General features: G+C 67.3%; 24 protein-coding genes and 1 tRNA gene. 10 read left to right on the forward strand and 15 right to left on the reverse strand.

Features of this window, described 5'->3' with window-relative positions:
• Nucleotides 1-26 precede the first annotated feature (26 nt).
• Together DV709_RS03895 and purH are read right to left on the reverse strand one after the other, a co-directional pair.
• On the reverse strand, nt 27-212 hold the full coding sequence (locus DV709_RS03895; RefSeq protein WP_117591920.1) for a hypothetical protein: 186 nt from the start codon (nt 210-212) through the stop codon (nt 27-29).
• Nucleotides 213-371: 159 nt separating this feature from the next.
• On the reverse strand, nt 372-1,955 hold the full coding sequence (purH, locus tag DV709_RS03900) for a bifunctional phosphoribosylaminoimidazolecarboxamide formyltransferase/IMP cyclohydrolase (RefSeq protein ID WP_117591921.1): 1,584 nt from the start codon (nt 1,953-1,955) through the stop codon (nt 372-374).
• A gap of 169 nt (nt 1,956-2,124) precedes the next feature.
• Here purH and purB point away from each other — a divergent pair, with 169 nt between their 5' ends.
• The 3 genes from purB to DV709_RS17965 all read left to right on the forward strand — a co-directional run bounded on the left by purB (nt 2,125) and on the right by DV709_RS17965 (nt 4,467).
• On the forward strand, nt 2,125-3,552 hold the full coding sequence (purB, locus tag DV709_RS03905; protein WP_117591923.1) for an adenylosuccinate lyase: 1,428 nt from the start codon (nt 2,125-2,127) through the stop codon (nt 3,550-3,552).
• A gap of 72 nt (nt 3,553-3,624) precedes the next feature.
• The gene (locus DV709_RS03910) at nt 3,625-3,852 is read left to right on the forward strand and encodes a zinc ribbon domain-containing protein (RefSeq protein WP_117591925.1); all 228 of its coding nucleotides are present in this window, start codon (nt 3,625-3,627) and stop codon (nt 3,850-3,852) included.
• A gap of 438 nt (nt 3,853-4,290) precedes the next feature.
• Nucleotides 4,291-4,467: a hypothetical protein gene (locus tag DV709_RS17965; protein ID WP_198665643.1), complete on the forward strand. Its 177-nt coding sequence runs from the start codon at nt 4,291-4,293 to the stop codon at nt 4,465-4,467.
• A gap of 23 nt (nt 4,468-4,490) precedes the next feature.
• Here DV709_RS17965 and DV709_RS03915 read toward each other — a convergent pair whose 3' ends face one another.
• The 6 genes from DV709_RS03915 to dapA are packed head-to-tail and all read right to left on the reverse strand — an operon-like array spanning nt 4,491 to nt 10,392.
• Nucleotides 4,491-5,672 (reverse strand): M20 family metallopeptidase, encoded by a 1,182-nt coding sequence (locus DV709_RS03915; protein WP_232819690.1) that lies wholly within the window; start codon nt 5,670-5,672, stop codon nt 4,491-4,493.
• A complete protein-coding gene (gene dapF, locus DV709_RS03920) occupies nt 5,669-6,568 on the reverse strand; it encodes a diaminopimelate epimerase (protein WP_117591926.1) in 900 nt (299 codons plus the stop codon). Before dapF ends, DV709_RS03915 begins: the two co-directional genes overlap by 4 nt.
• The gene (lysA, locus tag DV709_RS03925; RefSeq protein ID WP_117591927.1) at nt 6,565-7,854 is read right to left on the reverse strand and encodes a diaminopimelate decarboxylase; all 1,290 of its coding nucleotides are present in this window, start codon (nt 7,852-7,854) and stop codon (nt 6,565-6,567) included. Before lysA ends, dapF begins: the two co-directional genes overlap by 4 nt.
• Nucleotides 7,851-8,696 (reverse strand): 2,3,4,5-tetrahydropyridine-2,6-dicarboxylate N-succinyltransferase, encoded by an 846-nt coding sequence (locus tag DV709_RS03930; RefSeq protein ID WP_117591929.1) that lies wholly within the window; start codon nt 8,694-8,696, stop codon nt 7,851-7,853. Before DV709_RS03930 ends, lysA begins: the two co-directional genes overlap by 4 nt.
• A complete protein-coding gene (gene dapB, locus DV709_RS03935; protein ID WP_117591930.1) occupies nt 8,693-9,484 on the reverse strand; it encodes a 4-hydroxy-tetrahydrodipicolinate reductase in 792 nt (263 codons plus the stop codon). Before dapB ends, DV709_RS03930 begins: the two co-directional genes overlap by 4 nt.
• Entirely contained in the window at nt 9,481-10,392 is a 912-nt protein-coding gene (gene dapA / locus DV709_RS03940) for a 4-hydroxy-tetrahydrodipicolinate synthase (protein WP_117591932.1), read from the reverse strand. Before dapA ends, dapB begins: the two co-directional genes overlap by 4 nt.
• Nucleotides 10,393-10,701: 309 nt before the next feature.
• Between dapA and DV709_RS03945 the strand changes: the two genes are divergently transcribed.
• The 3 genes from DV709_RS03945 to DV709_RS17595 all read left to right on the forward strand — a co-directional run bounded on the left by DV709_RS03945 (nt 10,702) and on the right by DV709_RS17595 (nt 12,464).
• Nucleotides 10,702-11,199 carry a LabA-like NYN domain-containing protein gene (locus DV709_RS03945; RefSeq protein WP_117591934.1) on the forward strand — a complete coding sequence of 166 codons (498 nt, stop codon included), beginning with the start codon at nt 10,702-10,704 and terminating at the stop codon, nt 11,197-11,199.
• Nucleotides 11,200-11,268: 69 nt separating this feature from the next.
• Complete coding sequence (locus DV709_RS03950) at nt 11,269-11,742, forward strand: PUA domain-containing protein (protein ID WP_117591935.1); 474 nt, start codon at nt 11,269-11,271, stop codon at nt 11,740-11,742.
• Between the two features lie 158 nt (nt 11,743-11,900).
• The gene (locus tag DV709_RS17595) at nt 11,901-12,464 is read left to right on the forward strand and encodes a hypothetical protein (protein ID WP_157972638.1); all 564 of its coding nucleotides are present in this window, start codon (nt 11,901-11,903) and stop codon (nt 12,462-12,464) included.
• A 125-nt stretch (nt 12,465-12,589) separates the two neighbouring features.
• Here the strand turns inward: DV709_RS17595 and DV709_RS03960 are convergent, their stop codons facing one another.
• From DV709_RS03960 to DV709_RS03985, 6 genes are all read right to left on the reverse strand, one after another.
• The gene (locus DV709_RS03960; RefSeq protein ID WP_117591938.1) at nt 12,590-13,018 is read right to left on the reverse strand and encodes a type II toxin-antitoxin system VapC family toxin; all 429 of its coding nucleotides are present in this window, start codon (nt 13,016-13,018) and stop codon (nt 12,590-12,592) included.
• The gene (locus tag DV709_RS03965; protein WP_198665644.1) at nt 13,015-13,290 is read right to left on the reverse strand and encodes a hypothetical protein; all 276 of its coding nucleotides are present in this window, start codon (nt 13,288-13,290) and stop codon (nt 13,015-13,017) included. The genes DV709_RS03960 and DV709_RS03965 overlap by 4 nt, the downstream gene beginning before the upstream one ends.
• A gap of 132 nt (nt 13,291-13,422) precedes the next feature.
• Complete coding sequence (locus DV709_RS03970; protein WP_117591939.1) at nt 13,423-14,472, reverse strand: presenilin family intramembrane aspartyl protease PSH; 1,050 nt, start codon at nt 14,470-14,472, stop codon at nt 13,423-13,425.
• Nucleotides 14,473-14,544: 72 nt separating this feature from the next.
• Nucleotides 14,545-14,772 (reverse strand): H/ACA ribonucleoprotein complex subunit GAR1, encoded by a 228-nt coding sequence (locus DV709_RS03975; protein WP_232819691.1) that lies wholly within the window; start codon nt 14,770-14,772, stop codon nt 14,545-14,547.
• Nucleotides 14,772-15,050, reverse strand: coding sequence for a signal recognition particle subunit SRP19 (gene srp19, locus DV709_RS03980; protein ID WP_117591943.1), 279 nt, complete (start codon nt 15,048-15,050; stop codon nt 14,772-14,774). The genes DV709_RS03975 and srp19 overlap by 1 nt, the downstream gene beginning before the upstream one ends.
• A 158-nt stretch (nt 15,051-15,208) precedes the next feature.
• Nucleotides 15,209-16,396, reverse strand: a complete 1,188-nt coding sequence (locus DV709_RS03985) for a PGF-CTERM-anchored ABC transporter substrate-binding protein (protein WP_117591944.1) — start codon at nt 16,394-16,396, stop codon at nt 15,209-15,211.
• A gap of 64 nt (nt 16,397-16,460) precedes the next feature.
• Between DV709_RS03985 and btuC the strand changes: the two genes are divergently transcribed.
• Together btuC and DV709_RS03995 are read left to right on the forward strand one after the other, a co-directional pair.
• A complete protein-coding gene (btuC, locus tag DV709_RS03990) occupies nt 16,461-17,555 on the forward strand; it encodes a vitamin B12 ABC transporter permease BtuC (protein WP_117591946.1) in 1,095 nt (364 codons plus the stop codon).
• Nucleotides 17,552-19,009: a heme ABC transporter ATP-binding protein gene (locus DV709_RS03995; RefSeq protein WP_449272241.1), complete on the forward strand. Its 1,458-nt coding sequence runs from the start codon at nt 17,552-17,554 to the stop codon at nt 19,007-19,009. The genes btuC and DV709_RS03995 overlap by 4 nt, the downstream gene beginning before the upstream one ends.
• Here DV709_RS03995 and DV709_RS04000 read toward each other — a convergent pair.
• Nucleotides 18,958-19,260: a hypothetical protein gene (locus DV709_RS04000; RefSeq protein WP_117591948.1), complete on the reverse strand. Its 303-nt coding sequence runs from the start codon at nt 19,258-19,260 to the stop codon at nt 18,958-18,960. The genes DV709_RS03995 and DV709_RS04000 overlap by 52 nt on opposite strands.
• Nucleotides 19,261-19,410: 150 nt before the next feature.
• Here DV709_RS04000 and DV709_RS04005 point away from each other — a divergent pair, with 150 nt between their 5' ends.
• Both DV709_RS04005 and DV709_RS04010 read left to right on the forward strand, forming a co-directional pair.
• On the forward strand, nt 19,411-20,391 hold the full coding sequence (locus DV709_RS04005; RefSeq protein WP_117591950.1) for a class I SAM-dependent methyltransferase: 981 nt from the start codon (nt 19,411-19,413) through the stop codon (nt 20,389-20,391).
• A 92-nt stretch (nt 20,392-20,483) separates the two neighbouring features.
• Nucleotides 20,484-20,556, forward strand: a tRNA-Thr gene (locus tag DV709_RS04010).
• Nucleotides 20,557-20,757: the final 201 nt, after the last annotated feature.

A 20,757-nucleotide genomic window follows, 5' to 3' on the forward strand; every position in this document is an offset into this window, starting at 1 on the left:
TCGTTCCCACGACTCCACCCCGGTCGTCACTCGGGGCGGAGTCGTTCAGCTTCTCGACGCGCGTTTCGGTCGGTGTCCAGCACCACGCCGAGCGTCAGAAAGACGACGCCGAGCGCGAGCCACACGGGCGTCGAACCGGTGTCTCCACTGACGCCCATGTACGTCCCGATAACGAGAAACGCCGCACCGACGACCAGAAACGCAACGTGCATGGTAGTGTGTCTCACGACACCGTGATAAATCTACTCACGCGAATCTCTCGGTGAGTGGACGTTCGGCGTCGCCTACGCTCGCCTCTCGAACTTCCGGCGCTCCTTTCAGTCGTGCCGGAAACGCCGTTGTTTCGCTTCGCTCGTCACGAGTTTCCGTCACTAATCGTGACGGAAACACCGCCGACCGGTGAACACCATCACCATGTCGTGCTCGTCGGCGGCCGCGACGACGTCGTCGTCGTTGACCGAGCCGCCGGGCTGGATGACGGCGTCGATACCGGCTTTCGCCGCTTCCTCGATGCCGTCGGGGAACGGGAAGAACGCGTCCGACGCCATCACCGCGCCCTCGGCGGATTTGCCCTCCGCGTGCTCGTCGGCCTTCATCGCCGCCAGTCGGACGGCGTCGACGCGACTCACCTGCCCCATCCCGACGCCGACTGTCTCCGTCCCGTCGGCGAAGAGGATGCCGTTCGACTTGACGTGCTTCAGCACCTTCCACGCGAACAGCATCGTCTCAAGTTGTTCGTCGGTCGGTTCGCGCTCGGTGACGACTTCGAGGTCGTCGACGGTCGGACTCCACAGGTCGCGTTCCTGGACGAGTCGCCCGCCGACGATGGGTTTCTCCGTGAAGCGTTCGGAGATGTCGCCGAGTTCGCCGACATCGAGTACGCGGAGGTTCTTCTTCTCGGTCAGCACCGAGAGCGCGTCGTCGGTGTAGCCCGGCGCGACGACGACCTCCTTGAACGAGTCGACGACGAGTTCGGCCGTCTCGGCGTCGCACTCGCGGTTGAGCGCGACGATGCCCCCGAAGGCGCTCATCGGGTCCGTCGAGAGCGCGCGCTCGTACGCCTCCGAGAGCGTCTCGGCGGTCGCACAGCCCGCGGGGTTGGTGTGCTTGATGACCGCCGCGGCGGGTTCCTCGAACTCCTTGACGAGGTCGAGCGCGCCGTCGGCGTCGTTGTAGTTGTTGTACGACAGCGCCTTCGCGCCCTCGTTCAACTGCGGGGCGCTCACGACGTTCGCCTCCTCGCAGGCGTCGTCGACGTAGACGGCGGCGTCCTGGTGCGGATTCTCGCCGTAACGCAGTGTGTCGCCGCGGCGCTCGGAGACGACTCGGCGCGAAGGGAGGTCGCCGCCCTCGTCGCCCTCAACGGAGACGCGACCCGACTCGGAATCGACGGTCACGCGGTCCTCGGCGAACAAGCGGACTGCCCGGGGATAGGCGGCGAACTCGGCGTCGTAGAGGACGCGCTCTTTCAGCGACGCCTCGTCGTCGTCCTCGAAGACGGGGACGGCCTCCTGGGTGACGATCGGACCGGCGTCGACCTCCTCGGTGACGACGTGGACCGTACAGCCGGTCGTTCGGACACCAGACTCCAGAACCTGCTCGTGGGCGTCGTTACCGGGGAACACGGGGAGCAGGGAGGGATGGACGTTCAGCGTCGTCGGCGCGGCGTCGAGGAACTCGTTCGTGAGCACGCGCATGTAGCCGTCGAGGCAGACGAGGTCGAACTGGTAGCCGTCGAGCGCGTCGAGGACGCGTCGCTCGTGGGACTCGCGGGATTCACCCTCCTCGCGTTCGACGCTCTCGGTCGGGACGCCGCGTTCGGCGGCCGCGTCGAGAACGGGCGCGTCGTCGTGGTTCGACAGCACGACGCTCAACCCGGCCCCGCCGGGCGCTGCGTCGGCGATGTGTCGGAGGTTCCGTCCGCGGTTGCTCGCCAGACCCGCAATCCGTAGCATACGAGAGACGCCCACCGCCGTGGGAAAAACAGTTGCGGTCTGTTGAGCCCGTATATCCAAATACGTGCATCATATTGCCGTCGTTCGAGCCATCGAACCGACACTGTATGCACAGAAGTGGGTTACACCCATCGACACGCTTTTGCCGCGTCCGCGGGCACACCCGAGCATGACAGACCTCTCCCGGAACGACCCGCTGTCGGCCGTCTCGCCGGTCGACGGGCGGTACGCGCGCCGAACGACGCCGCTGGTCCCCTACGCCAGCGAGTCGGCGCTGATGCGCGCTCGCGTCCGCGTCGAAGCCGAGTATCTCGTCGCGCTCGCCGACCTCGAGGCGACGCCGCTGACGCTCGGCGAGGAGGAACGCGCCGCAGTCCGCGACTGCTACGAGTCGTTCGACGGCGACGACGCGCGCCTCGTCAAGCGCCTCGAAACCGAGGGCACCGAGGAGTACTCGGCGACGAACCACGACGTGAAGGCCGTGGAGTACTTCCTGCGGGTTCGTCTCGGCGAATCGGCGACCGTCGACGACGCCGAACGACTCCACCCGTGGATTCACTTCGGCCTCACGAGCGAGGACGTGAACAACCTCGCGCAGCGCTTGCTCGTCGAACCCGCCGTCGAGGACGTGTTGCTTCCGGCGCTGGCCGACGTGCGCGACGAACTCGCGTCGCTGGCGCGAGAGCACCGCGCGACGCCGATGCTCGCGCGGACGCACGGACAACCCGCGACGCCGACGACGTTCGGCAAGGAGATGGCCGTCGTCGCCGCCCGCCTCGGCCGGCAGATGGGCCGGATTCGGGAGGCGAGCGAGGCGCTCTCGGGGAAACTAGCGGGAGCATCGGGCACCTACGCCGCCCACGTCGCCGCCTACCCGGACGTGGACTGGCAAGCGTTCTCCGAGTCGTTCGTCGAGTCGCTCGGACTCCGACACACCGCGCTGACGACGCAGGTCAACCCCTGCGACGACCTCTCCGCGCTCTTCGACGCGCTCCGCGGTGCGAACAACGTCCTCCTCGATTTGGACCGCGATATCTGGCTCTACGTCTCGGACCGCTACCTCGGCCAGCGAACCGTCGAGGGCGAGACGGGGTCGTCGACGATGCCGCACAAGGTGAACCCAATCGACTTCGAGAACAGCGAGGGTAACCTCTCGAAAGCCAACTCCGATCTGACGTTCCTCGCCGACTACGTCACGACGTCGCGCCTCCAGCGCGACCTCTCGGATTCGACGGTCAAACGGAACATCGGCGCGGCGTTCGCGCACTGTCTCATCGGGTACGGAAAGACCGCCGCGGGGTTGGAAAAGGTCGTCCCGAACGAGCGCGTGATGCGCGAGGAACTGGAGGTGACGCCCGAAATTATCGGCGAGGCAGTCCAAACCATCCTGCGGCGTGAGGGCGACACCGAGGCGTACGAGCGCGTCAAGGAACTCACCCGCGGCCGCGACGTGACCATCGAGGAGTTCCGCGCGCTGTTCGACGACCTCGACGTCTCTCCCGAGGTTCGCGAGGAGCTACGCTCGCTCTCGCCCGCCGGGTACACGGGTGTCGCCGACGAACTCGTGAGCGAACTCGACCGGAACGGCGAAAACTGAGCGCGGAGCGTCGGTCGGCGCGTCCCTCACACCGCCGAGAAGATATTTATCCTGTCACGAGAGACGGCAGATATGGTCTCCGACCACAGCCCATCCAGCGCACAGACCCACAACGGCTGCGAGAAATGCGGCCACGACGAAGCGACCACGGACTCGATCTCGACGACCGGCAGCGGGTTCTCGAAGTTCTTCGACGTACAGAACCGGCAGTTCACGGTCGTCTCCTGTACGAACTGCGGTTATTCGGAGCTGTACAAAGGCCAGTCGAGCGGCGACCTCGTCGACATCTTCCTCGGCTGAGGCGGCAGACCCACTCGGCACAGATGCCGATTTTTCGACCACTGAGGCGTCCAGTTCGCTCGTAGGTCGATGGCGCTAAGAGCTGTACCCTTTGACTTGTACCTCCACAAACGAGTCGTTACCACAGACCCGACACTCTTCGGGAGCCTGATACCGTGCGTACACGACCGAACACTCCTGGCACGCGTGGAGCGGCCGACCGTGCTGACTGTATTGGTCCGACATAGTACCGGGTACAGTCCAGTCAGGCAAAAACGTCCGCGTCGGAGACCAGCGGAACCGACGGCGATTGACCGATAAACGCGACGTTCTGCTCGGCGCGATGGACGGGTTGGTCCGGCAACTTCGTTCGAACCGACTCCCGATGTCCGTCCGAGTGCCCCGATTAGCAGTCCAACAAACGCTTATCCGTCCCGGCCGCCTCTGCGGAGAGAACCCATGGGCATTTTCAACGAGTTAGGGCGACAGGTCGAGCAGTTCAAACGGACTGTGCAGACGACGGCCGACGAAAACGCAGCGTACCGGTGTCGGGAGTGCGACGCGCGGTTTCACACGCATCACGAGCAGTGTCCGGAGTGCGGGTCGACGAACCTCGAACCGGTGACCGAGGAGTGAGTAGCACCCGCCTCGAACGCTCACTACCTGTTCTCGCCCACTAGCGACCGCAGCGCCTCGGTCACGGCGTCTGCGGCCGCCCGAACCTCGCTGACTCGAACGTACTCCCGGTTGGCGTGCGCCACCGGTCCCTCGTCGTCGGCCAGCACGCCCGGTCCGAAGACGACCGTCGGCGCGGGCGAGAAGTACGACGCCTCCGTCGCGGCGGTGAACGGACGAATCTCGCCGCTCGACGCGTCGGCGAGCGTCGCCACGAGTTCGTGGCCGGGGTCGGTCGAGAACGCCTCCAGAAACGGCGTCTCGCGGTCGGCGAGCGCGAACGCGACGCCGACGTCGTCGGGAGTGTGCGACCCGACGTGCGCTTCGAGCGCCTCCCGGAACTCGTCGGCCGTCTCCGGGGGGACGCTGCGGCGGTCGACGGTAATCGAACAGTCGGCGGGAACCTGGTTCGTCGCCTCGCCGCCGGAGATGACCGTCGGCGTCAGCGACGGCGCGCCGAGTTGGTCGTGCGTCGGCGGCGACGCGTCGACGACGTCGTCGTACGTTCGAATCGCTTCGAGCGCCCCCTCCGCGGCGGCGACGGCGTTGACCCCCGACGCTGATTCGGCGGCGTGGGCGTTCTCGCCCGAGAGGTGAACCGCGCCCTCGAACCGACCTTTCGCGGCCGTACACACGTCCAAGCCGGTCGGTTCGCCGACGATGTACAGGTCGCCGTCGAGGTCGAGCGCGTGCGCGCCCTTCGACAGCGTCTCCTCGTCGGGCGTGACCGCGAGCGTCAGTTTCCCTCCGTTGCCTCCGTCGCCGTTGTCGCTGTTGTCGCTGTTGTCACCTCCGTCGCCGCCCTCGCCACCAGTGCCGACGTCGGCGGCGAAGAACCCCGCGAGCAACGCCGCGAGCGGGCCTTTCGCGTCGCACGACCCGCGGCCGCGAATCACCTCGGCGTCGCCCGTTCCCTCGCGTTCGTACTCGACGTGTGGGGAGACGGTGTCGATGTGCGTGTTCAGGACGACGTGTGGCGCGCCCTCGCCGCGCGAGGCGAGCGTGTTCCCGGCGTCGTCGACCGTCGCGTCGACACCCTGCGCCTCGATGGTCTCGACGAGCAACTCGCGCATCGCCGTTACGTCTTCGTGAGAGTCGGTGCGGACCGCCCGGTCGAGGAAGTCGACCGGGTCGAACGCCCGACTCTCCGAATCGGCGCCGCTCACCGCTCCGGAAGCGCGGCGAGTCGGCCCTCGTACTCCGCCTCGACGGGACCGCGGAGCGTCGCGCCGCCGCGGTCGGGCACCGTGATTTCGAGGTCGCCGCTCGGCGGCGAGACGCGAATCGGGTCGTCGCCCTCGACGAGACCGAGACGCTTCGCGGCAGCGACGACGGCGACCGCACCCGTCCCGCAGGAGCGCGTCTCGCCCTCGACGCCCCGTTCGAAGGTGCGCTGGCTGAAACCGCCGTCCTCGTCGCGGGAGGCCAGCGTCACGTTCGCGCCCTCGGGGAAGGCGTCGGCGTGACGGACCGCGGGCGCGACGGCTTCGAGGTCCACGTCAGCCACGTCCTCGACGAACGCGACGGCGTGCGGAACGCCGGTGTTCACCGCCGTGACTTCGAGACCCTCGACCTCCTCGGCGACGAGTTCGCCGTCGCGGTCGGCCGCCAGCGGCACGTCCCGCGGGTCGAACGTCGGGCGTCCCATCTCGACGGTGATGTCGGCCGAGTCGTCGCCCGGGCCGTCGCGGACGACGGCGCGCTTGGTGCCCGACTGGGTGTCGATCATGAACTCCGAGGCGTCGGTGCGGGCGGCCGCCCACGCCGCCGCACAGCGCGCGCCGTTGCCGCACATCGCGGCGACGGAGCCATCGGGCTGGACGAGCGTCATCACGATTCTGGGCGGATGGAACCGGTCTTCGAGCGCCAAGAAGAGGACGCCGTCCGCGCCGCGTCGGTCGTGGACGCCGCTCTCGTCGACGACGCCGGTGTCGCGGTCGCAGTGCGCCTCGGCGAACCGACCGCGGTACGGAACCGAGTCGGTCGCGTCGACGACGACGAAGTCGTTGCCGGTCCCGTGGTACTTTTCGAACGATACGGTGTGGTCGAGTGCTGGGCTCATCGTGATTCTACCTCCGTGAGGTCCGTCAGGGTCTCGCGCCGCCGGACCAACGCGGCGTTTTCTCCGCTCTCGTCGTCAGCTTCGCCTCCGAGTGCGACCTCGGCGGGTCGCGGCCGGGAGTTGTAGGTGCTCGCCATCTCGTAGCCGTACGCCCCCGCGTTGCCGACGGCGAGCAGGTCGCCCCGTTCGGGGCGCGGCAGGGGGCGGTTCTCGCAGAACACGTCCGAACTCTCGCAGATGGGGCCGACGACGGTCGCGCCGACAGTCTCTCTCCCCTCACCGTCGAGATTCCGAATCGCGTGGTACGCGTCGTACAGCGCGGGCCGAAGCAGCGTCGTCATCCCGGCGTCGACGCCGGTGACGACCGTCTCGGGCGTCTCCTTGACGGTGTTGACCCGCGTGAGGAGCACGCCCGCGTCGGCGACGACGTAGCGACCGGGTTCGACCGCGAGCGTCGCGTCGATATCCCCGATGGCCTCGCGCGTCGCCTCGGCGACGGCGGGCAGGTCGAGCACCGGTTCGTCTTCTCCGTAGGGGACGCCGAAGCCGCCGCCCACGTCGACGAATTCGAGGTCGACGCCCGTGGCCGAAACGTCGCGGGCGAGGTCGCCCATCCGGCGCACGAGTTCGCGGTGGTTTTCGAGGTCGTCGCCGGAGATGCCGCTTCCAGCGTGGGCGTGGACGCCGACGAGGTCGAACGCCTCGCTCGCGGACTCGACGAGGTCGGCGGCGCGGTCGTACGGGACGCCGAACTTCGCGTTCGCGCCGGTTCTGACCTTCTCGTGGTGGCCCGCGCCGACGCCCGGGTTGACGCGGACGCAGAGGCGGCCGTCGAACCCTCGCTCTGCGAGTCGTTCCGCGGTATCGGCCGCGCCGACCGTGACGGTGAGGCCGGGGTGTTCACGCCACGCGTCGACGACGTAGTCGAGGTCCTCGGCGGGCGGGTGAACGGCGGTGTACTGAATCTCGTCGCCCGAGAAGCCCGCGCCGAGCGCCCGGTGGACCTCGCCCGCCGACGCGCACTCGGCGGGGAGGCCGGCGTCGCGAACGGTTTCGAGCACCGCCCGGCCGGTGTGCGCCTTGACCGCGTAGCGAACCTCCGCGTCGGGGAACGCGTCGCGCAGGCGAGCGCAGTTCTCCCTCACTCTATCGAGGTCGGTGACGTACAGCGGCGTGCCGTACTCGTCGGCGAGGACTTCGAGTCGTGCGGCGTCCCAGTCGGCGAGTCGTCGGACCGCGGGATTGGGTCGGTCGTCGCGCGATACCCCGTCGGCTGACTCGCTCATTCCCGGAGCGCCTCCTCCCGACGGGTCGCGTCGAGGGTGTCGTCTTCGACGTCGAGCGCGACGACGGCGGGCTTGAACGCGCCGCCCGCAAAGAGGTCGTGGTCGCCGAGCGAGGATTCGACGAAGCGCGTGAACGCGCGGCGCTCCGGCGGCAGGTGGCCGTAGACGACCTCCTCCTCCACGAGGTCGTAGACGGGAATCCGCGGCGTCAACAGGGTGTTCTCGCCGACGATACTGTCCTCGCCGACGACGAAACCGGAGGTGACTCGGCAGCCGGCGCCGAGCGAGACGCCGTCCTCGACGACGACCGGCGCATCCTCGACGGGTTCGAGCACGCCGCCGATGAGCGTGTTCGCGCCCAACTTGACGTTCGCGCCGATTTGGGCGCACGAGCCGACGGTGTCGCAGGAGTCGACGAGCGTGCCGTCGCCGACGTGCGCGCCGATGTTGAGGAACGCGGGGCTCATGACGATGCAGTCGTCGCCGAGGTGCGCCCCCCGACGCAGGACGGTGCCGTCGGGTGTGTTCCGCGTGCCTCGCTCGGCCAAATCGTCGGTCTCGCGCAGCGGCAACACGTCGTGGTACGTCACGCCGCCGTACTCTCGCGGTTGGGTCGCGCGCAGGCCGAAGTTGAGCAGGATGCCCCGCTTGACCCACTCGTTGGCCTCCCACGAGTCGAGCGACGAGCCGGTCTTCTCGGCCGCCCTCGCCTCGCCCGATTCGAGCGCGTCGAGAAACGCGTCGAGCGCGTCCAACTCGTCGCTGCCCGCCGTCTCGGCGTCTATCTCGTCGTCGTCGTAGCGCTGCCACAGGTCGTCAATGTCGGATTCGAGTGTCGTCATCGTTCGTCAGAACCTCCGATTACGTCGGAAAAGTCGTACCGACCGGCCTCGCGGCCGGCGAGCCACACCGCCGCGTCGAGCGCTCCCGCGGCGAAGACGCCGCGAGAGCCGGCGCGGTGGGTGAGCGAAAGCACCTCGTGGTTGCCGGCGAGAAGGACTTCGTGCTCCCCGGTCACGTCGCCGGCGCGGCGCGCGTGGACGCCGATTTCGCCGGCCTCTCTCGGTTGGTCGCCCTCGCGGCCGTGAACGCGCCCCGTCGTCTCGCGCTCGGCTTCGATGTCGTCGAGAATCGTGTTGGCCGTTCCACTGGGCGCGTCGCGCTTCCCGTTGTGGTGGGTCTCGGTCACCTCGATGTCGTAGTCCGGGAGCGCCGCCACCGCCTCGCGGACGGCGCGTCGGAGTCCGGCGATGCCGCGCGAGAAGTTCGCCGCCTTCAGCAGCGGAATCGATTCGCCGGCGTCTTCGAGCGCCGACTGCTGTTCCTCGGAGAAGCCGGTCGTGCCGACGACGACGGGAACCCCGGCTTCGACGCACGCGGCGGCGTACTCGACGCTGGATTCCGGGCCGGTGAAGTCGACGAGCACGTCGGGGTCCCGTTCCGCGAGCAGCGACGGCAGGTCGGCTGCGTCTTCGATTTCTTCACCCTGGCCGCTGCGGGCGACTGCGAGGACGACGTTGAGGTCGTCGCGGTCGGCGGCCAGTTCCCGAAGTTCGCCGCCCATCCGACCAGTTGCGCCGGTGATGGCGATTCTGATTGGCCGACCCCGTACGTCGTCGCCCGCGCTCATCCGCTCGTCGCCTCCGCTTCCCGTGCTTCGGGTTGGAGGTCGTCCAGCAGTTCCCGCAGGCGCTGGCGGTGCTCTTCGGAGAGCCGCGTCAGCGGCGCGCGCAGGTCGGCGGGACCGTAGCCGCGCATCGCCATCGCCTCCTTCACCGGGATGGGGTTCGTCTCGACGAACAGCTGGCGGGTGAGCGGTCCGAGTTCGTGGTGAATCCCGCGGGCGCGGGCGTAGTCGCCGTCGAGCGCCGCCGAGACGAGTTCGACCGTCCGCTCGGGTTCGACGTTGGCGACGACGCTGATGGTTCCGGCGCCGCCCACGGAGAGGACGGGTAACGTGAGGCCGTCGTCGCCCGAGAGCACCGAGAATTCTTCCTCTTGGGTGCGCTCGACGACTTCCGAAATCTGGTTCAGGTCGCCGCTGGCGGCCTTGTAGCCCGCGACGTTCTCGTGAGATGCGAGTTCGGCGACGGTGTCGACGGTCATGTTCCGGCCGGTTCGCGAGGGGACGTTGTAGACGATTTGCGGCACGTCCACCTCGTCGGCGATGGTGCGGTAGTGGTCGACCATCCCGGCGGGTTCGGGCTTGTTGTAGTACGGCGAGATGAGGAGGAGGGCGTCCGCGCCGGCGTCGGCCGAGCGTCGGGAGAGTTCGAGCGCTTCGCGGGTGGAGTTCGACCCCGACCCGGCGATAACGGGAACGTCGACGGCGTCGACGACGGCTTCAACCACGTCGACGTGTTCGTCGTGGCTGAGCGTCGCGCTCTCGCCCGTCGAGCCGACGGGGACGAGGCCGGCGACCCCGGCGGCTTCGAGGCGTCGGGCGTCGGTCCGCAGTTGTTCGAAGTCGATGCGTCCTTCCGAGGTGAACGGCGTCGTCATCGCCGGGTACACCCCGCGGAACTGGGTGGTTGTCATTGGTGCTGTGTGGTTGGTCGAGAGAGACGGTGAGATATCGGTGCGCGTCGGAGTTCGCCCGAGACGGGGTCGCCACCCCCGCCGCGAGCGATCAGTACGCGCGTTTTTTCAGAAAAGTCGGCCGCGTCGCTGTCGCGGGGCGTGTCCCGAACGCGACGGCCGAGTGAGTCACGTTCCGACCAAGGGAGTCTACGAGATTTATAGCTTACGTCGTCCGCCAATGCTGCCGACCGCGGGCGCTCCCGGGAGGGTCGCATCACTCTCGGCTGAAAACAAGGCATTAAACGGAGTCACTTCGAGTATGGAATCATGACCGAGATCCACCCGAACCAGCGCGTCGCCGTCTTGGTCGACGCGCAGAACCTCTACCACACGGCACAGAGTCTCTACTCTCGAAACATCGACTACTCCTCGCTCCTCGAAAAGAGCGTTCAAGACCGGGAACTCACCCGCGCCATCTCGTACGTCATCCGCGCGGACGCGCCCGACGAGGAACGCTTCTTCGAGGCGCTCGTCGACATCGGCTTCGAGACGAAGATAAAGGACATCAAGACGTTCGGCGACGGCTCGAAGAAGGCCGACTGGGACGTCGGGATGAGCTTAGACGCCGTGACGCTGGCGAGCCACGTCGACACCATCGTGCTCTGCACCGGCGACGGCGACTTCTCCCGGCTCTGCTCGCACCTGCGTCACGAGGGCGTCCGCGCCGAAGTGATGGCGTTCAAGCAGTCGACCGCCGAGGAACTCATCGAGGCGGCGGACTCGTTTTTGGACCTCTCGGAGCGACAGGAGACGTTCCTGCTCTGAGCGCGACGACCCGACGAGCACGGACCCCGAAGTCGAAGCGTTTTCGCCGTCCCCCGCTCAGAAGCGAGTATGAGCGATGCTGCGGACGTAGCTGATTTGCGCGTCGTCGCCGACTACCAGTTCGGCGCGGGCGCGGGCGACGCCTTGTTCCCCGAGACGGGCGACTTCGAACTCCGGCGGACCAAGAGCGGCCGCCCTCGACAGGTGTACGACGGCGACGACCGAGTCGTCTCCTACGGCGTCGACGGCCGGTTCCGCCTCGGCGTCGCGGGCGGCCGCCGCCTCATCGAGACGCTCGACGCACCCGCCTGTCGGGTCGTCGTCGGCGACGAGAGCGAGCCGTTCGTCCGCGACGGCAAGAACGTGTTCGCGAAATTCGTCCAGGAAGTCGGCGAGGAGATTCGACAGGGCGACGAGGTGGCCGTCGTCCACGAAGACGGGGGAGTGCTGGCCGTCGGCCGCGCGGAACTGTCCGCGTCGGCGATGCTCGACTTCGAGTCGGGGATGGCCGTGAAAGTGCGAAGCGGCGCGGGCGAGGCGTAGACATCAGAGGCGCTGTTGAAACCCTCAGTCGGTGATAGATGGAATTTGGCGTGCTGCATACAGAGCGCGAATCGGCCACTTGTCAGTAGTGGTCTGGCGAGGAATCGGATTGGGAGATACAGACAAAATATTTACCGATGCGACAGTTCCTCAAAGTCATGGATAGACGACAGTTCTTTCTCGGTACAACTACTGCTCTGGCATTTAGTATCTCCGCAGGCTGTTCCACGACCACGAGTTCTTCCCCTACTGCAACGGAGTCCTCGGCCAGCGAAGGAGCAGATGGAGTCACCCCGACAGCCTCTCCGACACCCGATCCCCTTCCGAACGTCCCAAACCCAACCAGTAACTGCGAGATTAGTGAGCTACCTGACGCAACCTATCCATCTCTGCCTTCCTCGGTTTCGGAATCAAGTGTGGAGAGCTATTCTCTTGAATTTGAGAAGGCGTACTCTTCGGCAACCGTGGAGAAAGAGTGGGAGGTCACCTTCAGCGGCTTCGATGGGTGGGACACCGAGGTCATGCAGAGGACGAAAGCGGGGTTTGTCGTCCGAGTGTGGGTGAGCGTAGACTTCACGAAGGAAAGCGGCAGCACGCCAGTTGCCGGGAGCGAGGAGTTCTACGGGTGGTATTACGTCACGGATGACTTCGCCGTTCGCGCACCCGGGGATTCGTCGGACTCGATTCCCTCGACCGGGTGGGAAACGGTCGCTTGTAAATAGGTGCGCTCTACCTATCGGTCTGTTCAACTCATCTAGTATAAAACAAAAAACGGCGGCTTGCTGAATACATCCCACTTCCAACAGATTGGTGACCGTTGGAGACACCACCCCGACCGAGACACCGCTCAGGTTCCCGGTTCGATGCGGTCGATGAGTCCATCGAAATCCGTGTCGAAGCTCAGTATCGCATCGATACCACGTGACTCGCACAGCGCGACGATCGACGCGTCGGTGAAACTGAGTTCGTGGTCGTCGTATCGGCGAAACGCGTCCAGGGACGCGCGAACGTCGTCCGGTTGGAGGTGAAGTAGCTCGAAGACGCGAGGGAACGGCTCTTCACCGAGGATTCGACTGGCGACGGCGTTCGCGGCCTCGAACGACCCCGTCCGAGCACGCGTAAGCGTCACCGTTTCGTCGAAGACGTAGTCGTTCGTGTACGGCTGTCCGTACTCACCATCGAGCAACGAGTCGAACGCATCGACGGCGTGGTCGTGTCGAGCCGCATCCGTGTCGTGGTGCGCGAAGAACACGCCGGTATCGACGAAGACGCTCATCCGTACAGCACGTCGTCGATATCGTCTTCGGTCGTCGTGACGCCCGACGAGACCATCCCATCGTGAAATCTCTCACGGTCGGAGTCAGCCAGCGGAACCCGTTCCTCACGGAACGAGTCGATGAGGTCGGCTTTCGACTCGATAGCACGCTCGACGAGCCGAGCGAGGATCTCCTGTTGAGTTACTCGTGTCCCCGTCTCCAGTCGTATCTCGGCCTGTAACCGTTCGAGACGCGACTTGGTGTCGTCGTCCATCTTCACCGAGGTCGCCATACTATTTGGTAGAAAATACTACCGGGTAAACGTTTCCACGTACTCTGCCGACACGTTCATCTTTTGTTGCATGCACCATCTGTATTCAGCACACATCACCTGTTAGCGAAGGAGGGTTTCGATAGGACCCCCTCAGAGATACGGCGCGAGGCCGAGCGCCTGCACGAGCGAGACGCCCGCGAGCAGCGACCCAACCAGATATCCGCCTATCGCGCCGCCGTTCAAAAGCGGAAGGCCGGCGTGGGCGCGACCCTTGGCGACGGCCCACATCAACACGCCGAGTCCGAGGAACGTCCCGACCATCGCCAGTAGTGCCGGGAGGTTCAGCGCGGGAATCGCTCCGAACCCGAGCGCCGCCGCGGGCGAGAAGAAGGCCGCGCTGGCGACGAGCACCGTCGGCATCACGGCGTCGCCGAGGCCGATAAAGAACGCGTCGCGCCCGGCGTCGGGTTCGCCCGTTTCCGATTCCGATTCCGATTCGCCTTCACTATCCTCGTCGGCGACCGCGGTCGACTCTTCTTCTTCTTCCGGCCCTTCGCCCTCGTGAACGCCGCTCGCGCCCGAGAAGTCGTCCTCCAGAAGCGAGTACGAAAGCGAGAGCGGGATGACCAGCACGACCGGCACCCGGAGGTCCATCACGCCTTCGGCGAGGCTGAGCATGTGCTCGGTGCCGTAGACGCTGACGGCGTCGTAGACGGCCAACACCGAGAGGAGGACGATGGCCGGGAGGACACCGAAACTGATGCCGAAGAGCCCAGCCGCGCCCGCGCCCATCACCACGCCGGCGGCGTCGACGACGTACCACTCCGGGTAGAGATAGAGCGCCAACGAGACGCCCGCGGCGAGCGCCAGCGTCGGGAGGTCGAGGTAGCCCCCACCCGTCTGGACGGCGAGCGTCGGCGGGACGACGGCGCTGAACACGTACCACGAGAGCATGCCGCTGCTGAGGAGGACGAGCGCGCGGACGGTCCACGCGGCGTCGTAGCGGAAGGCGGCGAGCATCGCGGCGGTGGCGACGAGAATCGCGCCGACGTAGACGAGGCTGTTCGTCGGGTCGGAGGGGTCCTCCACGGCCTGATAGCCGGCCGCGTCGAACGTCGGGACGAGCGCGAGCGCCCCGAGCTGGACGAGGAGGAAGATGAGCGCGGCCAAGAGGGTGCCGCGGAACATGCGAGGGTCCATCGACGACCGGTTAGCACGCAGATGGTTTGGTGGTTCCGCTTGGCGACGAGCGAGGTGTGTCGAAGGAGGCTATCACCGCGCGTACAGTTTCGTGCCGACCATCGACGGAAGCTTCGACCGGTCCTTCGGCGTCACCGCGACGTAGGGGGCGTCGACGGGGCCGAACACGTCGACGATGCGACCCGCCGCGGAGAGGCTCTCGTCGACGACGCTCGTGCCGATTCGCGGGTCCTCGTCGCCCTCCCAGCGGACGATTGCCAACCCTTGTGCCGTCCGGGAGACGGTGCCGACGCGCTGCATCAGTCGCGGAGGATGCCGACGTAGGCGGCGACGGCTTGCACGAGGTCGTTCTTGGTGGCGTCGTCGGCACCCTGGACGAGGACGCAGCCGCGGGTCTCGTACTCCCGGGAGTACGACTTGTCGCGCTCGATGATGGCGTCGTAGCCGACCTGCTGGACGGCTTTGGCGATTTCGTCGACTGTCGGGTCTTCGACGGCCGCTTTCAGCGGGACGCGTCGCCCCTCCGAACGAGTCTTCTCGGCGTCGAGATAGGCGGGCCAGATGACGTTTTCGACCATGGTCGGAGTGAACGCGCCGGGAAAAAGACGGTTGTGGTCGCCGGGCGCGGTCTGACGAGCGGGCGTCGGGTCGGTTAGGCCAGCACCTCGTCGAGTCGGTTAGGTCGGTTAGGCGTCGAGTCGGTTAGGTCAGTTGGGCGTCGGGTCGGTTGAGTTGGTTAGAGACGCCGCGCCGACAGCGCGACGAGGAGAAGGGCGGCGACGGCGGCTGTGACGCCGAAGCCGGGTCCGGTCGTCTCGGTCGAGTCGGCGTCGGTCGCGCCGTCGTCACTGTCGGTCGTCTCCGCGGTCTCGGTACCGTCCGTCGACTCCGACGAACCGTTCTCGGGACCGGTGTCCGCACTCGCGTTCGACGTCGCGTTCGCCTCGAACTCCGCGCGGGAGACGAACGCCGCGTCGGCGTCGGGGTGGAAGCCCTCAGTCATGTTCTGCACCGCGTAGACGACGCTCCGGGGTGCGGGCTGGTTGAGGTAGTTCTGCTCGACGACGACGTACCGCTCGTCCTCGCCGGCGGCGGTGCTGGCGTACGGCTCGGTCGTCACGTACCGCTGGCCGTCGGCTTCCGTCTGGACGAGCAGTATCTCGGGATTCGCCTCGACGACGACCTCGTCGCTCACCTGCGGGTAGCCGCTCAGTCCGCGCTCGGCGGCGACGTTCGACCCGCCGGAGGCGTTTATCATCGCGCTGATGAACGTGTCGCCGCCGGCGACGTAGCCGCCGCCGAGCGGGTAGAGGACGGACGGGCGCTCGGTGTCGGCCGTCGCGTTCTCCGCGGCGTCGACGTTCTGGGTCATCCAGGCGTTAGCCTCGGCCGCGCCCTCGCAGTTACCGGTGAGTTGGCCGACGAGCGTCGTCTTCTCGCGGACGTCCCCGACAGTCGTCGCCTCGGACATGTGGAACACCGTCAGCCCGGAGTTTCGCAGCGACTCGACCGTCTCGACGGGCGTCGCGTTCGGCGCGAGCACGAGGTCGGGGTTCGTACCGACGACCTTCTCGTTGTTCACGCCGAAGCCGGACGCCGAGACGTTCGTCCGGTCCTCCGCGCCGTCGAGGTAGGACGCGAACTGCGAGACGCCGACGACCTGCTCTTCGCCGCCGATCTCCCACATCGTCTGGGCGGCGCTCGGGTTGAGCGTCGTCACGCGTTCGGGTCGTTGCTCTACGGTCACTTCGGTCCCCGTCGCGTCGGTCGCGGTGAACGGGAACGCACAGTCGGCCTGTACCGCCGGCGAGACGTTCTGGTGAGCGCCTGCGCTCTCGACGCCCGTCACAGGAGCCGCCGCCGCGGGTGCGACGAGCGAAAGGACGACGAGCGCCGTGAGAATCGCGGATACTGTCTGTCGCATCGTACGCTGTCCGAACCACTAATCCAATAAGTATTTACCTAATGCAAGCAGGCTTTCGTAACAGATGCGTACTTCGACACGCGCGGGCGTCTGGTCCGGCGCGCTCTCCTGTGTTCTCGCGGTCGTCGTCCTCGTGAGCGCCGGTATCGGGCCGGTCGCTATCGCGCCGACGACGGTCGCGAAAGCGACGCTCAACGCCGTCGCCGTCCCCGGGGCGCTCTCCCTCGGGCAGTCGACGGTCGGCGGTGTCGTCGTCCCGACGCCCGATATCGGCTACGTCCATCCCTTCTCGTTTCCCGTCGAGGAGCCTCACCAGGTCATCGTGACGACGATTCGACTCCCGCGAATCCTGCTCGGGGCCGTCGTCGGCTTCGCGCTGGCGACGGCGGGCGTCGTCATGCAGGGCTTTTTCCGGAACCCGATGGCCGACCCCTCCATCATCGGCGTCTCCTCCGGCGCGGCCGTCGGTGCCGTCGCCTTCCTCGTCGCGCCGTTCGCGCTCCCGTTCGGCCTCGGCCTGCAGGGGGCGGCGTTTCTCGGCGCGCTCTGCACGGCGTTCGGTGTCTACCTCATCGCCAGCGAGAACGGCAAGACGCCCGTCGCGACCCTCCTCCTCGCGGGCGTCGCGGTCCAGACGTTTCTGGGCGCGGTCATCTCCTTCATGCTCCTGCACAGCGGCGAGAGCCTCCGACAGGTCGTCTACTGGCTGATGGGCCACCTCGACAACGCCTCGTGGGGCGACGTCGGCGTCGCGGCGCTCGTCGTCCCGCCGCTGTTTCTCCTGCTGCTCGCCTACGGCCGCGACCTGAACGTCCTCCTCCTCGGCGAGGAAGACGCCCACAGCCTCGGCATCGAAGTCGAGCGCACCAAGCGCGTACTATTGGCGGTGTCGAGTCTCGTCACCGCGGCGGCCGTCGCCGTCTCGGGGGTCATCGGCTTCGTCGGCCTCATCGTCCCGCACGTGATGCGACTCGTCGTCGGCCCCGACCATCGGATTCTGTTGCCGACGAGCGCGCTCGCGGGCGCGGCGTTCCTCGTCGCCACCGACACGCTCGCGCGCTCCGGCACCGCGGAGTTGCCGGTCGGCGTCGTCACCGCGGCGCTGGGCGCGCCCTTCTTCCTCTACCTGCTGCGGACTCAGGAGGTGCGCTCGCTGTGAGCGACCGAAACGGCGAGGGTGACCGAAACGGCGAGGGTGACCGAAACGGCGAGGGTGACGCCGAAACCACCGACGCCGAAACCACCGACGCCGACATCACCGACGCTGACATCACCGACGCCGAAACCCCCGACGCGGCCATCCGCGTCGACGACCTCGCTGTCGAACTCGGCGGCGTCTCCGTCCTCGACGGCGTAGACGCGACGGTCGAACGCGGCGCGTTCGTCGGCCTCGTGGGACCGAACGGCGCGGGGAAAACGACGCTGCTCCGCTCGCTGTCGGGGCTGATCCGACCCGACCGGGGGTCGGTCGCCGTCGACGGCGTCCCCATCGCGGGTCGGTCGTCGAAGGAGGTGAGTCGGCTCGTGGCGACGGTTCCCCAGGACACCTCGCTGTCGTTCGACTTCGACGTGCGCGAGACGGTCGCCATGGGTCGCTCGCCGCATCTCGGTCGGTTCGAGCGGTTCGGCCCCGAGGACGAACGCGCCGTCGACGACGCGATGGAGAGAACGGAAGTCACGCAGTTCGCCGACCGATCGGTGACGGCGGTCAGCGGCGGCGAGCGCCAGCGAGTGCTCCTGGCGCGAGCGCTGGCGCAGGACGCGCCCGTGCTCCTGCTCGACGAACCGACCGCCAGCCTCGACATCAACCACCAGGTACGGACGCTCGAACTCGTCCGCGACCTCGTCGCGAGCGGGAAGACCGTCGTCGCGGCCATCCACGACCTCAACCTCGCGGCGCACTACTGCGACGAACTGCTTCTCTTGGGCGACGGGCGAATGCTGGCGGCGGGCGACCCGCAGTCGGTGCTCACCGAGGCGAATCTGGAGACGGCCTTCGGCGCGAACGCCGTCGTCTCCCGGCACCCGGTGACGGGTTCGGTGTACGTGACGGCGCTGCCCGACGACCCCCGACGCGACCGCGGCGACGAGGGCCGCGTCCACGTCGTCGGCGGCGGCGGGAGCGCCGCCCGCCTCCTCTACCTCCTCGACGCCGCGGGTTACGACGTGTCGGTCGGCGCGCTCAACGAGGGCGACTCCGACACCGAGACGGCCCGCAGTCTGGGGCTGGACGCGGTGACGGTGCCGCCGTTTGCCGCCGTCGACGACGAGGCGTGCGCGGCGGTCGAATCCCGCATCCGCGAGGCGGACGTGACCGTCGTCGCCGACGTCGAGGTCGGCGAGGGGAACCGGGCGAATCTCGAAGCAGTTCGTCCCGCGTCGTCGGTCGTGCTCGTCGAGGAACGGCCGTTCGCGGAGCGAAACTACGCCGGCCCCGCGGTCGCCGAGACGTACGCCGAACTCCGAGCGCGGGCGACGGTGGTCTCGCCGAGTCGCGTCGTCGGCGCAGTCGCCGCCGCGGCCGACGAGAGCCGAGACGCGACGGACGCCACCCGGTCCGCTCAGTCCTCCCAGTCCTCGTCGCCGTCTCGCTTCTCCGACCAGCGGTCGTAGAGCGCGTCGCCGACGACCGAGCCGACGATGCCGGGGAGCAGAAACAGCGACCCGAGAAAGACCGCGGCGATGCTCAGCCAGCGCGAGTACGGCTCCGTCGGCGGCCACAGCAGCGGAATCCACTGAACGACGAACTCCCAGAGCAGGACGACGAGCAGAAACGAGAGCACGGTCGTACAGCCGAGTCGGACGGCGAGGCGTCTCGCGGACGGTCCCGGTTGCGGGTCGGGGAACTCGAAGTCGTCGGCCACGGTCGCAGTTCGTGCGCGACCGATATAACCGACACGCGATGCACACACTGCGAGGGTGTACACACTGCGAGGGTGCACATACTGCGAGGGACCACTACGACGCGCGAAGCGTCAGCCTTACTCGCCGCGGGAGCGACGCTCCGGACAGACATGACGGTGCCCTGCGTACGCGTGCCCGCCTCCGCGGGCGAGGAGACCCGACAGGCGCTCGTCGAGGCGGGCGTCGTCGACCACGGTCACGACATCGTCGCCGACGACGGCGTCCTCTACATTCCCGTGACCGACTCGACGGGCGTCCCTGCCGACTACGAGGTGGTCGACCGCGACGTCCCGACCCGACGACAGCAGCGGACGCCCGCCGACGTGTTGGGTTTCGAGCCCTCCTACGAGCGACTCGGCGACATCGTCATCCTCGACGAGGACGACCCCGAGCGCGCCCGCGAGATAGCCGACGCGGTGATGGACTCCGACGTCCGCGCGAAGACGGTCGTCAACCGCGACTCGAAGATTCGGGGCGAGCTCCGCGTCCGCGACTGGGAGCTGCTCGTGGGGAGCGACACCGAGACCGTCCACCGCGAGTACGGCTACGAGTTCCTCCTCGACATCTCGACCGTGTACTTCTCGCCGCGGCTGGCGACCGAGCGCCACCGCGTCGTCGCCCAGGTCGAACCGGGCGAACGCGTGTTCGACATGTTTGCCGGGGTGGGCCCGTTCGCGATTCCCTGCGCCGGAGAAGGCGCGGAGGTCGTCGCCGTCGACCTGAACGAGGCTGCCGTCGAGTACCTCCGCGAGAACGCACGCCGAAACGGCGTCGAAGAGCGACTCACGGCGATTCAGGGAGACGTGACCGAAGCGGGAAGCGAGTACGAAAACTGGGCCGACCGCATCGTGATGAACCTCCCGCACAGCGCCGGCGAGTTCCTGGACACGGCCGTCGCCGTCGCGGGCGACGACTGCGTGGTTCACTACTACGACATCCAGCACGAGGACGACCCGTTCGGCCCCGGCGAGCGGGCGATTCGCGCCGCCGCCGAGCCCGAGTACGAAGTGACCGTGCTGAACGAGCGCGTCGTCCGGTCGTACGCGCCTCACGAGTACAACGTCTGTCTCGACGTTCGGCTGTCCCGGTGAGAGGGGGTACCTGCGCCTCGCCGTCGCACGCCGCGACTCGTTTCGGAACCCTTATTGGCCCGATGGCGGTACGTTGAGATGCGCGATACCGCGCCGGTGTAGCTCAGCTGGCAGAGCGATTCCTTCGTAAGGAATAGGCCGAGGGTTCAAATCCCTCCACCGGCTTTTTCTGCGACGAACCCCGTGCAGAGCGAAGCGAACCGCGAGCGACTCGAATCGGTGCCGAGCGACGCACCGACCGCGCCCCCGGGTCCGCGCACCGGTTTGCGTCTGTCCACGGTATCGCGTCTCTGTCCGCCGAACATCCTCCGGTGAGTCCTCTGTTTAGCCAAGTTTCGTCGCGGACGTCGTGGCCGACAGATAGTG

Origin of the sequence: Haloprofundus halophilus (assembly GCF_003439925.1) — an archaeon.
Classification (GTDB): domain Archaea; phylum Halobacteriota; class Halobacteria; order Halobacteriales; family Haloferacaceae; genus Haloprofundus; species Haloprofundus halophilus.